At 63.2% G+C, this 14566-nt stretch carries 16 protein-coding genes; 11 read left to right on the top strand and 5 right to left on the bottom strand.

The window, feature by feature from the left end; all coding sequences use genetic code 11:
- Nucleotides 1–127: 127 nt before the first annotated feature.
- The 3 genes from ABIB38_RS08470 to ABIB38_RS08460 all read right to left on the bottom strand — a co-directional run bounded on the left by ABIB38_RS08470 (nt 128) and on the right by ABIB38_RS08460 (nt 2766).
- On the bottom strand, nt 128–679 hold the full coding sequence (locus tag ABIB38_RS08470; protein ID WP_429203319.1) for a hypothetical protein: 552 nt from the start codon (nt 677–679) through the stop codon (nt 128–130).
- A gap of 7 nt (nt 680–686) precedes the next feature.
- A complete protein-coding gene (locus tag ABIB38_RS08465; RefSeq protein ID WP_429203318.1) occupies nt 687–1691 on the bottom strand; it encodes an HpcH/HpaI aldolase/citrate lyase family protein in 1005 nt (334 codons plus the stop codon).
- Nucleotides 1692–1776: 85 nt separating this feature from the next.
- Nucleotides 1777–2766 (bottom strand): malate dehydrogenase, encoded by a 990-nt coding sequence (locus tag ABIB38_RS08460; RefSeq protein WP_429203317.1) that lies wholly within the window; start codon nt 2764–2766, stop codon nt 1777–1779.
- 319 nt (nt 2767–3085) lie between these two features.
- On the opposite strand from ABIB38_RS08460, the gene ABIB38_RS08455 reads away from it, so the two are divergent.
- The 10 genes from ABIB38_RS08455 (at nt 3086) to gluQRS (ending at nt 12067) form a co-directional block, all read left to right on the top strand.
- Nucleotides 3086–3850 carry a GntR family transcriptional regulator gene (locus ABIB38_RS08455; RefSeq protein ID WP_429203316.1) on the top strand — a complete coding sequence of 255 codons (765 nt, stop codon included), beginning with the start codon at nt 3086–3088 and terminating at the stop codon, nt 3848–3850.
- A 268-nt stretch (nt 3851–4118) separates the two neighbouring features.
- The gene (gene sdhC, locus ABIB38_RS08450) at nt 4119–4544 is read left to right on the top strand and encodes a succinate dehydrogenase, cytochrome b556 subunit (RefSeq protein WP_429203315.1); all 426 of its coding nucleotides are present in this window, start codon (nt 4119–4121) and stop codon (nt 4542–4544) included.
- Between the two features lie 3 nt (nt 4545–4547).
- Nucleotides 4548–4916: a succinate dehydrogenase, hydrophobic membrane anchor protein gene (gene sdhD, locus ABIB38_RS08445; RefSeq protein WP_429203314.1), complete on the top strand. Its 369-nt coding sequence runs from the start codon at nt 4548–4550 to the stop codon at nt 4914–4916.
- 2 nt (nt 4917–4918) lie between these two features.
- Nucleotides 4919–6697, top strand: coding sequence for a succinate dehydrogenase flavoprotein subunit (sdhA, locus tag ABIB38_RS08440; RefSeq protein ID WP_429203313.1), 1779 nt, complete (start codon nt 4919–4921; stop codon nt 6695–6697).
- Nucleotides 6698–6745: 48 nt separating this feature from the next.
- The gene (locus ABIB38_RS08435; protein WP_429203312.1) at nt 6746–7456 is read left to right on the top strand and encodes a succinate dehydrogenase iron-sulfur subunit; all 711 of its coding nucleotides are present in this window, start codon (nt 6746–6748) and stop codon (nt 7454–7456) included.
- Nucleotides 7457–7739: 283 nt separating this feature from the next.
- Nucleotides 7740–8018, top strand: coding sequence for a succinate dehydrogenase assembly factor 2 (locus ABIB38_RS08430; RefSeq protein ID WP_429203311.1), 279 nt, complete (start codon nt 7740–7742; stop codon nt 8016–8018).
- 95 nt (nt 8019–8113) lie between these two features.
- A complete protein-coding gene (gene gltA, locus ABIB38_RS08425) occupies nt 8114–9415 on the top strand; it encodes a citrate synthase (RefSeq protein ID WP_429203310.1) in 1302 nt (433 codons plus the stop codon).
- A 656-nt stretch (nt 9416–10071) separates the two neighbouring features.
- The gene (gene rnk / locus ABIB38_RS08420) at nt 10072–10479 is read left to right on the top strand and encodes a nucleoside diphosphate kinase regulator (RefSeq protein ID WP_429203309.1); all 408 of its coding nucleotides are present in this window, start codon (nt 10072–10074) and stop codon (nt 10477–10479) included.
- 77 nt (nt 10480–10556) lie between these two features.
- Nucleotides 10557–11051 carry a nuclear transport factor 2 family protein gene (locus ABIB38_RS08415; RefSeq protein ID WP_429203308.1) on the top strand — a complete coding sequence of 165 codons (495 nt, stop codon included), beginning with the start codon at nt 10557–10559 and terminating at the stop codon, nt 11049–11051.
- 104 nt (nt 11052–11155) lie between these two features.
- Nucleotides 11156–12067, top strand: coding sequence for a tRNA glutamyl-Q(34) synthetase GluQRS (gluQRS, locus tag ABIB38_RS08410; protein ID WP_429203307.1), 912 nt, complete (start codon nt 11156–11158; stop codon nt 12065–12067).
- A gap of 154 nt (nt 12068–12221) precedes the next feature.
- On the opposite strand, the gene ABIB38_RS08405 is transcribed toward gluQRS, so the two are convergent.
- Both ABIB38_RS08405 and ABIB38_RS08400 read right to left on the bottom strand, forming a co-directional pair.
- Nucleotides 12222–12824 (bottom strand): CHRD domain-containing protein, encoded by a 603-nt coding sequence (locus tag ABIB38_RS08405; RefSeq protein WP_429203306.1) that lies wholly within the window; start codon nt 12822–12824, stop codon nt 12222–12224.
- 166 nt (nt 12825–12990) lie between these two features.
- The gene (locus ABIB38_RS08400) at nt 12991–13455 is read right to left on the bottom strand and encodes a DUF421 domain-containing protein (RefSeq protein ID WP_429203305.1); all 465 of its coding nucleotides are present in this window, start codon (nt 13453–13455) and stop codon (nt 12991–12993) included.
- Between the two features lie 147 nt (nt 13456–13602).
- Between ABIB38_RS08400 and ABIB38_RS08395 the strand changes: the two genes are divergently transcribed.
- Nucleotides 13603–14538, top strand: a complete 936-nt coding sequence (locus tag ABIB38_RS08395) for a LysR family transcriptional regulator (RefSeq protein WP_429203304.1) — start codon at nt 13603–13605, stop codon at nt 14536–14538.
- Nucleotides 14539–14566: the final 28 nt, after the last annotated feature.

Genomic DNA, 14566 nt, shown 5'->3' with positions numbered 1-14566 from the left:
TCTTCAGGGCACCTCGAAAAACCTGCTGCGCGTTGCATTTTCGGTCTGCGATGCTCACCGTACGCCCGTACGGTTGCGCTTCTCGACCGAAACTGCTGCCGCTCGCGACAGTTTTTCGAGGCGCCCTTCAAGTCTTGCTCGCTTCCGGTTCCGCGGTCGCCACGATCGCGGACTGTTCGGCGTTCTTGCATTCATTGGCCAACTGGCGGTTGAGCTTCGAGTCGAGCAGCATGCCCTTGGACGGGATGCCGATCCAGATCAGGCCATAGTGCGGATTCTCGAAGCGCAGCGCGCCGGTGGTGGTGCCGATGCGGGCCAGGCGGTGCAGGCGCTGCTTCCAGCGCAGCGCGATATGGCTGTCGTCGGCTTCGTTGGTATAGATCGTGATCTTGTTGCCGAGTTCGCAAGCGTATTCGGTCACCTTGGTATCGGTGATGTCCGGCTCGTCGACCTCGAGCGGGTTGGCAGCTGCGGCAGCCGCTGCCGCAGCCGCCGCGGCCGCTGCTGCGGCCTGCGCTTTCTTCGATGGTTTCTTCTTGGCTTGCGCCTTCAGGACTTTTTCCGCTTTCGGATGCGGTTCCTTGGCGGCGGCGCCTGCGGCAGTGGCCGGCGCGCACATGCCGGCGGCCGCGAGCGCGACAGCGCAGGCGGCGGCGAATTTGGGGAAGAGGGTGGCCATGGTCGGGTTATTCGCTGTCGGGGAGGTGGACGATTGCCGCAGCGGCTTCCGGCAGCGCGAGGCCCGCCAGTTTGGCACGCTGCAACACCGACCAATAATATCGGTAGCTCGCACGGTCGTGCAAGCGGCCATGCTGGGCAATCGGTCCCCAATCCGCCGCCATGGCTTCGCTCAAGACATTCGTCGCTTCATTGACCTCGGACAGGCGCGGGGTGAACGCCTTCAGGATCGGCTTGATCTGGTCCGGATGGATGCTCCACATCCGGGTAAAGCCGAATTCGGCGCCGGCGCGCTGGGCGTCGTTGGCGACCGTCGGGCTGTCCTTGATGTCGGTCGTGACGTTGTGCGACGCCACCTTGCCGTGGGCGTGGCAGGCCGCCACCATCTCGAGCTTGGCGCGCACCACCAGCGGGTGGGTGAACTGGCCCGGGGTGCGCATCGCGCTGGCCGGGATCGCGCCGTAGTGGCTTGAGACGAAATCCATGATGCCGAACGACAGGCACTCGACCTGAGGCAGGGCGGCGATGTCGTAGGCCTCGCGCAGCGCGCCGTGGGTCTCGATCAATACGTGCACCGGCAGGTTGGTCGGTCCGGCGCTCCGGCGGCCGGCGGCCTGGGCGTGCTGGTTGATCAGGTCGATCGCGCGGGCGACTTCGATCGCGCTTTCCACCTTGGGCAGCACCACATACGCCAGGCGTTGCGCCGCGCCGCCGACGATGAACTCGACGTCCTTCGCAAAATGGGGGCTGGCCGGGTCGTGCAGGCGCGCGCCGATGCGGTCGAAACGGTTGTCGTCGCTGTTGACCATCTGCGCCACCAGGATGGCGTGCTCCAGTTCGCTGCCGGCAGCGGCGCCGTCCTCGCAGTCGAAGGTGATGTCGAACAGGGGGCCAAGCTCTTGTTGCAGGGCCATCGATTTACGCATCAGCTTCTCGGAGCCGGCGTAGTGGTCGCAGGCGGGGAGAAGGAGCGGCTGGCGTTTGCCCTGGAATAAAACCTCGGAAGGGTGCATATCTCTCACAACATAAAAACGGCCGTGCCGCTTGAACGGCACGGCGCGGTTGGCGCACGGCGACTGCCGCGCGCCAGGTTCAGGCTCAGCCCAGCAGGTGAGCGACGCCGGCTTTTTCTTCTTCCAGCTCTTTCAGGGTCAGGTTGATGCGCTCTTGCGAGAAGGCATCGATATCCAGGCCCTGGACGATGGTGTACTCGCCGTTCTCGGTCGTGACCGGGAAGCCGAACATGGTGCCTTCCGGGATGCCGTAGGAACCATCCGAAGGAATACCCATGGTGGTCCACTTGCCGTTAGTGCCCAGCACCCAGTCACGCACGTGGTCGATGGCGGCGTTGGCGGCCGACGCTGCCGACGACAGGCCGCGCGCTTCGATGATGGCGGCGCCGCGCTTGCCGACGGTCGGCAGGAAGGTGTTGGCGTTCCATTCCTGGTCGTTGATCAGGTCCTTGATCGACTCGCCGCCGGCGGTGGCGAAGCGGTAGTCGGCGTACATGGTCGGCGAGTGGTTGCCCCACACGATCATCTTCTCGATGTCCTTGACGGCCTTGCCGGTCTTGGCCGCCACTTGCGACAGGGCGCGGTTGTGGTCCAGGCGCAGCATGGCGGTGAAGTTCTTGGCCGGCAGGTTCGGGGCCGATTTCATCGCGATGTAGGCGTTGGTGTTGGCCGGGTTGCCGACCACCAGCACTTTCACGTTGCGCGAAGCGACGGCGTCCAGGGCCTTGCCCTGCACGGTGAAGATCTGGGCGTTGGCTTCGAGCAGGTCCTTGCGCTCCATGCCCGGGCCGCGCGGGCGGGCGCCGACCAGCAGGGCGACGTCGGCGTCCTTGAACGCGGTCATCGGGTCGGCGTGGGCGGTCATGCCTTCGAGCAGCGGGAACGCGCAGTCGTCGATTTCCATCATCACGCCCTTGAGCGCCTTCTGTGCCTTCTCGTTGTCGATCTCGAGCAGCTGAAGGATGACCGGCTGGTCCTTGCCCAGCATGTCGCCGCTGGCGATGCGGAACAGCAGGGAATAGCCGATCTGGCCGGCCGCGCCGGTGACGGCGACGCGCATTGGGGTTTTAGCCATGATGAATCTCCAAAGTGGGAATGAATACGGTTTGCGCCGAGGTCGACGCCGAGCATACGCCTGTTTGGCTACAAGTTGCTTCACCGCGGTTTGATGAAGCTGCAATGATACCAAAAGCGCACTTCAAGCCTTCAAGGTCGAAAGTCGGGTGTCGCGCGCGTACAATGATGTCAAGAGTGGCGCCGACTCCCGGTCGGCCATGAGTGTATTCCTCTGCCGTTTGGTCTGTCAATTCAATATCATATGTCTTATATAAGACACATATCTAAAGACCTCTAATACTGGACGGTCATGCACTTTTGTGGTGAAATCGCGGTCTATGAATTCCGCCCCGTCCAATCCGGCCGTTGATCCTGTCAGCAGTGGCTCGCCGTCGTTCCGGCCCCTCTATCAGCAGATCAAGGCGCTGATCACCCAGAGCCTGCAGGCCGGTGAATGGAAGCCTGGCGAACTCATGCCGAGCGAAGTCGAGCTGGCGGCCCGTTTCAAGGTCAGCCAGGGCACCGTGCGCAAGGCAATCGACGAACTGGCTGCCGAGAACCTCGTGCTGCGGCGCCAGGGCAAGGGCACGTTCGTTGCCAGCCACGCCGAAGAGCGCGCCCATTTCCGCTTCCTGCGACTGATGCCGGACGAAGGCGTCCCCCATCATCCCGAGAACCGTTTCCTTGAAGTCAAGCGTACTCGTGCGCCGGCCGAGGTCGCGCGCCTGCTCGAGCTCAAGTCGGGCGACGCCGTGGTCTACATCAAGCGCGTGCAATCGTTCGACGGCCAGCCGACCATCCTGGAAGAGCTGTGGCTGCCGGGTCAGCTGTTCAAGGGCCTGAGCGCGGAGCGGCTGCAGGAATACAAGGGGCCGATGTACGGCCTGTTCGAGACGGAATTCGGCACGCGCATGATCCGCGCGACCGAGAAGATCCGGGCGGTGTCGGCCGACGCGGCCACGGCCGAGCACCTGAAGGTGGCGCCCGGCACGCCGCTGCTGTGCGGCGAGCGGGTGTCGTTCACCTACGGTGACAAGGCCGTCGAGCTGCGCCGCGAACTGTACTCGACCGCAAGCCACCATTATTTGAACGAATTGTCGTGAGGAGAATAAAGCAGAAAACGGTCAGGTAGAAATTCTCTGTTTTCTGTCTTTTCGAATAATTCGGAAAATAGCCGGATGGGATAGGCCCCCTCTGCGGCGATTGCGCGAATGCGATTAAAATATATTGGTTTTGGGTACGCGACGGACATGACCCGGTTCGCCGCCCGCTGTCCCGCTGGCCTGGTCCCAGTTTCCCGGACCAGGCCGTGAAATCGGCAAGAATGCAGGGTTCATACAAAAATTTGTCTTAAATGGGAGGTGTACCATCATGTCGGAAGCCGTGAGAGAAGCAAGCAAGAAAGGGCGGCCGGTGTATCGCAACGTCGGAATCGGCGATATCACGACGAAATATCGCATGCCGCCATCGGCGATCGTGTCGATCCTGCACCGCGTCAGCGGCGCCGGGTTGTTCCTGATGCTGCCATTCCTGCTGTATTTGTTCCAGCAGAGCCTGCTGTCGGAATCGTCGTTCGGCTATTTCGCCGGCATCGTGTCGCTGCCGCTCGTCAAGATCATCCTGCTCGGCCTGTCGTGGGCTTACCTGCACCATTTCGTCGCCGGCATCCGCCACCTGTTCATGGACAATCACTTTGCCCTGGACAAGGACGCTGCCCAATCGACCGCGCGCTGGGTGCTGATCATCAGCCTGCTGCTGACCGCGCTGGTCGGCATGAAACTGTTCGGAGTGTTTTAAATCATGGCAACCAAGAATAATATCGGCCCACGCCGCATGGTCGTCGGCGCCCACTACGGCTTCCGCGACTGGCTGGCGCAGCGCGTCACCGCCATCGTCATGGCGATCTACACGGTCGTCCTGCTGGTCTCCTTCCTGACCGGCCAGAATTTTACTTATGAAGGCTGGGCCGGCCTGTTCTCGAAACAGTGGTTCAAGCTGTTCTCGCTGGTGACCTTCCTGGCGCTGTACTACCACGCCTGGGTCGGCATCCGTGACATCTGGATGGACTACGTCAAGAACGCAGGCCTGCGCCTGCTGCTCCAGCTCGCGACGATCTTCTGGCTGATCGCCTGCGCCGCCTGGACCGTGCAAATTCTGTGGAGTGTGTAATCGTGGCAGCAATCAAAACCGCAATTCCTACCCGTCGCTTTGACGCGGTCATCGTTGGCGCCGGCGGTTCCGGCATGCGCGCATCGCTGCAACTGGCCGAAGCCGGCCTGAACGTCGCGGTCCTGTCGAAGGTCTTCCCGACCCGTTCGCACACCGTTGCGGCGCAGGGCGGCATCGGCGCCTCGCTGGGCAATATGAGCGAGGACGACTGGTACTGGCACATGTTCGACACCGTGAAAGGTGGCGACTACCTGGGCGACCAGGATGCGATCGAATTCATGTGCCGCGAAGCCCCAAAGGTCGTCTACGAGCTCGAGCATTTCGGCATGCCGTTCGACCGCAACCCGGACGGCACCATCTACCAGCGCCCGTTCGGCGGCCACACCGCGAACTTCGGCGAGAAGCCGGTCCAGCGCGCCTGCGCCGCGGCCGACCGCACCGGCCACGCGCTGCTGCACACGCTGTACCAGCGTAATGTCCGCGCCCGCACCCACTTCTTCGTCGAGTGGATGGCCCTGGACCTGATCCGCGACGCCGACGGCGACGTGGTCGGCGTGATGGCCCTGGAAATGGAAACCGGCGACGTGATGATCCTGGAAGCGAAGACCACCATCTTCGCCACCGGCGGCGCAGGCCGCATCTTCGCCGCATCGACCAACGCGTTCATCAACACCGGCGACGGCATGGGCATGGCGGCGCGCGCCGGCCTGCCGCTGCAAGACATGGAGTTCTGGCAGTTCCACCCGACCGGCGTCTCGGGCGCCGGCGTCCTGATCACCGAGGGCGTGCGCGGCGAGGGCGGTATCCTGATCAACTCGAACGGCGAACGCTTCATGGAGCGCTATGCGCCGACCCTGAAGGACCTGGCGCCGCGCGACTTCGTGTCGCGTTCGATGGACCAGGAGATCAAGGAAGGCCGCGGCTGCGGTCCCAATAAAGACCACGTGCTGCTCGACCTGCGCCACATCGGCAAGGACACCATCGAGAAGCGCCTGCCTTCGATCCTGGAAATCGGCCACAAGTTCGCCAACGTCGACGCGACCAAGGAACCGATTCCGGTCGTCCCGACCATCCACTACCAGATGGGCGGCATCCCGACCAATATCCACGGCCAGGTGGTCGCGCCCGACGGCACCGGCGGACAGAAGATCGTCAACGGCCTGTACGCGATCGGCGAATGCGCCTGCGTGTCGGTGCACGGCGCGAACCGCCTGGGCACCAACTCGCTGCTCGACCTGGTGGTGTTCGGCCGCGCGGCCGGCAACCACGTGGTGGCCTCGAACCTGAAGCAGAAGTCGAACAAGCCGATGCCAGCGGACGCGGCCGACTTCGCCCTGGCGCGCCTGAACAAGCTTGAATCCTCGGTCGGTGGCGAAAAAGTGCAGCACGTCGCCAACGACATCCGCGCCACCATGCAGAAATACTGCGGCGTGTTCCGTACCCAGGAACTGCTGGAGACGGGCGTCAAGGAAATCATGAAGCTCGACGAGCGCCGCAAGCACGTGTCGTTCCAGGACAAGTCGAAGGTGTTCAACACCGCCCGCGTGGAAGCGCTGGAACTCGACAACCTGATCGAGACCGCCAAGGCGACCATCGTGTCGGCGGCGGCGCGTCCGGAATCGCGCGGCGCCCACGCCCACAGCGACTACCCGAACCGCGACGACGAGAACTGGATGAAGCACACGCTGTTCTTCTCGGAAGGCAATCGCCTCGAGTACAAGCCCGTGGTGCAAAAACCGCTGACCGTCGACACCTTCAAGCCGAAGGCCCGTACTTTCTAATATTTTCCATGGCCGGAACCGACGTTCCGGCCCAGAACAGGTAATGAAATGGCACGCACCGTCCAACTGAAAATCTACCGCTACGATCCGGACAAGGATTCGAAGCCATACATGCAAGACGTGACCGTCGAGCTGAAAGACACCGACAAGATGCTGCTGGATGCCCTGCAGCGCATCAAGTCGGACGTCGACGACTCGCTGGCCCTGCGCCGCTCGTGCCGCGAAGGCGTGTGCGGTTCGGACGCGATGAACATCAACGGCAAGAACGGCCTGGCCTGCACCACCAACCTGAACGAGTTGACCCAGCCGATCGTGCTGCGTCCGCTGCCGGGCTTGCCGGTGGTGCGCGACCTGATCGTCGACATGACCAACTTCTTCAAGCAGTACCACTCGGTCAAGCCGTACCTGATCAACGACTCGATCAAGCCCGAGAAAGAGCGCCTGCAGTCGCCCGAAGAGCGCGAAGAGCTCGACGGCCTGTACGAGTGCATCCTGTGCGCCTGCTGCTCGACCTCGTGCCCGTCGTTCTGGTGGAACCCGGACAAGTTCGTCGGCCCGGCCGGCCTGCTGCAGGCCTACCGCTTCATCGCCGACTCGCGCGACGAAGCGACCAACGAGCGCCTGGACAACCTGGAAGACCCGTACCGCCTGTTCCGCTGCCACTCGATCATGAACTGTACGGATGTGTGCCCGAAAGGCCTGAATCCGAACAAGGCGATCGGCAAGATCAAGGAACTGCTGGTTCGTCGCGCCATTTGATGGTCGCGTAGCGCATGCGGCGGCCGGCATGGCGCCGCATGCGGTGTGCAGACGTGCGTATAACGGCGTGGTGTTTCGAGCGCCGGTTGAACGCGTCGGCGGGGGACCCGCCAACCCTACGATCGGTATATTGCCGTAGGGTTGGCGGCTCTGCCGCCGACGCGTTCAGCGAACGTGTGCATACTCGTGTCGGCCCAACCATGCCGAAGCAATACAGTAAAAGTACCGTACTGCCGAATCGCGGCAGCCGGGGTATGATGTCGAACCAACAACGGACTCTAGTGTGAAACCTAGTGCAAATGCGCATCAAGCCGATCCCGCCAACCGTGCCCGCCTGCGTTGGCGCGCACGCCGGGGATTGCTCGAGAACGATCTGATTCTCACGCGCTTCCTGGACGCGCACGAAGAAGAACTGACCGACGAAGAGGTCGATGCGCTGACCCGTCTGCTCGATCTGGCGGACAACCCGTTGATGGACCTGCTGCTGGGACGCTCCGAGCCTTCCGGCGAGGTCGACCTGCCGCATGTGCGTGCCTTGCTGGCGCGGTTGCGGCAAGCGTAAGCGAAATTGGGCATCCGGTCTGCCTCGCGGGCTGGTCGCGGCGCCCTCCGGTTTCGTTTTATTTTGTAGACCCACTCCCACAAGAAGGAAGTGCCATGAACATCTCTGATACCAAAGCCACCCTGTCGTTCTCGGACGGCAGCCCGTCGGTCGACATGCCGATCTACAAGGGCACCATCGGCCCGGACGTCATCGACATCCGCAAGCTGTACGGCCAGACCGGCAAGTTCACCTACGATCCTGGCTTCATGTCGACCGCCGCTTGCAACTCGAGCATCACCTACATCGACGGTGACAAGGGCGAGCTGCTGTACCGCGGCTACCCGATCGAGCAACTGGCCGTCAACTGCGACTTCCTGGAGACCTGCTACCTGCTGCTGAACGGCGAACTGCCGAACGCCGAGCAGAAAGAGAAGTTCAACGACACCGTGACCAAGCACACGATGATCCACGAGCAGATGCAATTCTTCTTCCGTGGCTTCCGTCGCGACGCGCATCCGATGTCGGTGCTGGTCGGCACCGTCGGCGCGCTGGCGTCGTTCTACCACGACTCGCTGGACATCAACGACGCCAAGCAGCGCGAAATCTCGGCGATCCGCCTGATCGCCAAGCTGCCGACCCTGGTCGCGATGGCCTACAAATACAATGTCGGCCAGCCGTTCATGTATCCGCGCAACGACCTGTCGTACAGCGCCAACTTCATGTACATGATGTTCGGCAATCCGTGCGAAGAGTACAAGGTCAACGACGTGCTGGTGCGCGCGCTGGACCGCATCCTGATCCTGCACGCGGACCACGAGCAGAATGCGTCGACCTCGACCGTCCGCCTGGCCGGTTCGTCGGGCGCCAACCCGTTCGCCTGTATCGCCGCCGGCATCGCCTGCCTGTGGGGCCCGGCGCACGGCGGCGCGAACGAAGCCGCGCTGAACATGCTGAAGGAAATCGGCACCGTCGACAACATCCCTGCCTTCATCGAGAAGGTCAAGGACAAGAACTCGGGCGTGAAGCTGATGGGCTTCGGTCACCGCGTGTACAAGAACTTCGACCCACGCGCCAAGCTGATGCGCGAAACCTGCCACGAAGTGCTCAACGAGCTCGGCCTGCAGGACGACCCGCTGTTCAAGCTGGCAATGGAACTGGAAAAGATCGCCCTGAACGACGAATACTTCGTGTCGCGCAAGCTGTACCCGAACGTCGACTTCTACTCGGGCATCGTGCAGTCGGCCCTGGGTATCCCGGTCTCGCTGTTCACCGGCATCTTCGCCATGGCCCGCACCATCGGCTGGATCGCCCAGTGGAACGAAATGATCGCCGATCCGGAGCAGAAGATCGGCCGTCCACGTCAGCTGTTCATCGGTTCGCCGGTGCGCGACGTGCCGAGCATCGACAAGCGTTAATCACAACGCGGTGTCATCGGAAAGCGGGCCTTGGCCCGCTTTTTTTTTTATGGTGCTGTCCTGTTTAGCTGTGGATGAGCATTGATCTACTGAGCTGATGCGCGGTCCAATTCCGGTCGTCATCGATCGGGAGCGTACGATGAAAGCGCCGCAGTTTGCGCAACTGTTCGCCCAGCTGCCAAAGCTGAACCAGCCACAGCGCTGGCAGGTGCTCGCCGCTCTCGTCAGCAAGGCAGCTGCCAGCAAGTAAGCAAGTAAGCAAGTAAGCAAGTAAGCAAGTAAGTAAGTAAGTAAGTAAGTAAGTAAGTAAGTAAGTAAGTAAGTAAGCGTTGAGGCCAGCCGCCGGTTGACTGGAAAACAAAGCGCGCTATACTGGGCTAATCGTCTCAGCCGACCGCCATGAATCCATTCCGCCTGCCACCGTTTGACGCCGCATCGCCCCTGGGCGATGGTGGCGTTCGCGTGCGCGTGGCAGCGCGCCGAGCGGCGCATCTTTCCAGCCTCGACCTCGCCCGGCTTTCCCTGGCTCGGTGAGGAACCACGGCAGGCCAGCGCCTGTCCATCCTCCCGGGCCGCCTCCATCTACTGCATCGCCGCATCGATCATGCGGCGCCGTCATCAATCTTGACCTTATCCGGTCATTTTGTGGAGAACACATGAAACCATCCATCGTCGTATCCTGGCTCGACCTCGAGCGTCTCGAACGCATCCTCGACCGTCTCCCCGCCGCGCAAGCCACTGCGCGCGACGCCCTGCTGGACGAACTCGGGCGTGCTGAAATGGTCGAGCCGTGGGAGATGCCGCCCGACGTCGTCACCATGAATTCGCGCGTGCGTTTTCGCTTCGCCGGCTCGGACGAAGACGTGACCATGACCCTGAGCTATCCGAAGGACATGAAGGACAGCGGCGAGCAGCTGTCCGTGCTGACCCCGGTCGGCACGGCCCTGCTGGGCCTGCGCATCGGCGCCAGCATCACCTGGCAGCGCCCGGGCGGCGGCACCTTCGAAGCCACCGTGCTCGACATCGACTACCAGCCGGAGCGGGCGGGCGAGCTGCACCGGTAGCAGGCGTGGGCGTGGTGTTGCTTACACATTTGCATGTGTACAATAACCGCGCTCACACTCCATCGAAGGGATCTTTCGTGAAACGCTTCCTGACCGCCTGCTTCCTGTGCCTGGGTTTGATCGGCGCCGCCAATGCTGCCAATGCCGCCACCGATGCCGAGCTGACGAAGCAGGTCAATGCCTTCGTCGACGAGTGGCATGACGACGCCGCCAACACGCGGATGGCCTATTTCGACAAGATCGCCAAGGACGGCGTCTACATCGGCACCGACCGCAGCGAGCTGTGGACCCGCGACGAATTCAAGGCCTGGTCGAAGAAGTATTTCGACGCCAGGTCGGCCTGGACGTTCAAGGCCACCCGTCGCCACGTCTATGCGTCCGCCGACAAGTCGCTGATCTGGTTCGACGAATTGCTCGACACCAGGAACATGGGCCATGCGATGGCAAGCGGCGTGATCCGCAAGACGGCGAAGGGTTTCGAGATCGTTCACTATCAACTCTCGCTGGCGGTGCCGAACGAGGTGATCGACCAGGTCACCGGCATCATCGCCGGGCACGAAAAGAAGAAGTAGGGTGGACGCGTCTACCGTCCGCACGTCCAGGTGCACGCAGGATTTGAACGCGTGGACGGTGAGCCGTCCACCCGACGCAATTTACCTAGATTGAGCGACGCCACTTGAAACTTCCGTATATCGGCCGCTTCGCCCCATCGCCCTCCGGTCCGCTGCACGCCGGCTCGCTGGTGGCGGCGCTGGCCAGCTACCTCGACGCGCGCTGGCACGGGGGCGCCTGGCTGGTGCGCATCGAAGACATCGACGAGGGCCGCAGCGTGCCTGGCGCGGCCGAGGGCATGCTGGCGCTGCTCGATGCGCTCGGCATGCATGCCGACGGCGAAGTCGTCTGGCAGAGCCGGCGCAAGCGCCTGTACCAGGCCGCCGCGGAGCGCATCGCGCAAGACACCTATCCCTGCGGCTGCAACCGGCGCGAGATTGCCGATTCGCGCCTGGGCTTCGCGCCCGACGGCGCGGCGATCTATGCCGGCACCTGCCGCCACGGGCTGGGCCCGGGCCGCGCCATGCGCAGCCTGCGCGTGCGCGTGCCCGAGGCCGGCCATGATGAAATCACCTTCATCGACCGGTTCGCGGGCAAGGTCACGCAGCACCTGGCGCTCGACTCGGGCGACTTTCTGCTCAAGCGCGCCGACGGGTTCTGGGCCTATCAGCTGGCGGTGGTGGTGGACGATGCGGAGCAGGGCGTCACCGACGTCGTGCGCGGCGCCGACCTGCTCGACTCGACGCCGCGCCAGATCTACCTGCAGCGCCTGCTTGGCGTGCCGACGCCGCGCTACCTGCACGTGCCGGTGGTGCGCAATGAAAACGGTGAAAAGTTGTCGAAACAGACCGGTGCGCTGGCGGTGACGGCGGGGGACGAGCCCGCGGCCGTCGCCGCACTGCTGGATGCGGCGCGCTTTCTCGATCTGGATCTTGCGTTCGGGTTGGCGCCGCCGCGCTCGCGCGACGAGTTCTGGCAGGCCGCGATCCCGGCCTGGGGCCGCCTGCTGGCGCGCCGCGCAGGCGCCGGGCCCTAAGTACTCACCCATAAATAAATCTGTTTTTGGCTGCCAGAACCGGCGCGTTGCTGCGTTGGCTCGTGCTTGCAGTGCTCGCACTGCGGCGCAGTCGCCGCCTTGCACCGCATCCGGTTCTGTTTGCCAAAATTCACATTTATTTCCGGCTGAGTACTTAGATCGCCCGCCGTGGCTGCGGCATGACGCGGCGCCGCGCCAGCAGCGTCAGCACGCCCAGTCCCATCCCCATCATCGCCCAGGTGCCCGGTTCCGGAATCGGCGCCGCGACCGCGAAGCCGCGGATTTCGCCGTCCGGATAAGCGGTGCTGTGGATGTTGAGGTAAGCCTGGTCGCCGTTGAACGCATTGATGAGCGCCCCGCTTGCCAGCTGCGGCGTGCCGCCGTTGGCCGCGAGGAAGTCCGGATCGTAGACGGCCGGGTTGCCCAGGTCGAAGGCGGCGGAATAGGAACCGGCCGTCACGTCCAGCGGGAAGTCCGTGAGGGGGATGGCGACCGGCGCCACGCCGCGGAAGGCATCCACCGTGCAGCAATGGATGTGGGCGCTGATGGTCGGCGCGGACAGGTCGCGGAACGGCACCTCGGCGCGCAGGATGAGGTCGTCGATCTCGAAGCTTGATACGCTCGACCCGGGCGAGCCGTTGGGTATCTCTTCGGCGGGGCCGCTGGCAACCGCGCGGTAATAAACCGGCGCGGCCTGGCTGGTGGCGGCGACCAAGGTCGACGCGGCCAGCGCTAACACGGTGAGGACTCGTTTCATGGTAGACCTCCTGATCAGGAAAGAAACCAATCGCGCCGCCGAATTGGCAGCGGTGCCCAAAAAATTAGCACAGGAGGCGTGGCCCGCCCACACCGTACGGGTAGTAAAAGGCTGTTGAGAAATCTCGGCCGTTCAGGCAAGCGCGCTGCGGCAAGTTACGGCCAGGCTATTCTGGATTGCGCAGAACGCTGATCCGCCCGTCCGCTTCGAGAAAGGCGCATTTCATCCTGGGCCGGGGGCAGTCGGCTTCGCGCAGCGCTTCCTCGACATCGCTCTCGGAAAGACGGCAGCGCTTCATGACTTTTTCGAAGAACACGCCGTCGCGGCCAATCAGCACCGGGCTTCCTTCGATGAGTTCCTCGAGTTTCTTGTTGCGCGACGTGAGGAAGGCGAACAGCACGGTCAGCGCGACGAGGGTCGCGGCGATGATGAGGCCGCCGAGCAGCGATTCGTCGCCGCCGGTCATCGAGTTCGACACCGCTTCCGACAGCAGCATCACCACCAGCAGGTCGAACGGCGTGAACTGGCCGACGGTGCGGCGGCCCGACAGGCGCATCATGACCAGCAATGCGCAATACACGATGGCGCCGCGCGCAATGAATTCCCACCAAGGAAGATCGAGATCGAGCATGAGCCCTCCGCAGGCATGAGTCTGTTCAGTCAATTCTAATCACTTTGTTAACAATTCACCGTTCAAGCGTGCGTGTGCTTCCAGTCAGCAGTTCTCCCTCAGGTATGATGTTCCTTTCAGTCAGCTCCAGCGCGCACTGTTTCGTCCATGGACTTCCGTCAGATTCATTATTTCATTTCCCTGTACGAAGAAGGCACGGTCACCCGCGCGGCGCACCGTCTTCATATCGTGCAGCCGGCGTTGAGCATGCAGATCGGCCGGCTCGAAGAGCATCTCGGCCAGAAGCTGTTCGAGCGCACCAAGAACGGCATGGTGCCGACCGACGCGGCGCGCCAGATGTACCGGCTGTTTTTGCCGATCATGCGCGACTTCTCGAACGCCGAGGCGCAGATGCTGAGCAGCGAAGGAGACATCCGCGGGCATGTCAATATCGGCCTGATCGCTTCCATCACGCAGGGCGTGCTGGTCGACACGCTCGGCGCGTTTTCACGCCAGTATCCCGGGGTCGACGTGTCGGTCAGCGACGGCTACACCAGCGTACTGGCGGACCGGGTCGCGGAAGGGCGACTCGACGCGGCCATCGTCAACAAGCCGCGTCGTCTGCTTGCGCTCGACGTCGAACACATCATCGATGAAGAAATGGTGCTGATCGTCGGTCAGCGGTTCGAGGGCAGCCTGTCGCCTTGCCTGACGCTGCGCGAGATGGCGGGGAGCGGGCTCGATCTGGTGCTGCCGACCCGCGGCCACGGCTTGCGCGCCAATATCGACAGCTTTTTCGAGAGCGAGAACATCGAGCTGGCGCCCAAGTTCGAGATCGATTCGCTGGTCGCGACGATCAAGCTGGTGGAACAGACCCGGATGGCGAGCATCGTGCCGCGCGTGGCGGTGCACCGGCAGCTCTACGACGGCAGCCTGCGCGCCCACAGCATCGTCTCGCCGCGCCTGGTGCGGCGCGTGGTGAGCGTGTCCAATCCCCGGCGGCCGCTCAGTCCGGCCACCAGGCTGTTCATTTCGATGCTGGCGGCGAACCTGCGTTTGCGCGCGCCTGGCGCCGGCGCGGACACGCCCGACACCGGGGCCTAGGCCAGCCCCGGCGCCGGGAAGCGCCTGG

Source organism: Massilia sp. UYP11, assembly GCF_050434805.1.
Lineage (GTDB): Bacteria > Pseudomonadota > Gammaproteobacteria > Burkholderiales > Burkholderiaceae_D > Telluria.
This window is presented reverse-complemented; position numbering and strand designations above follow the sequence as displayed.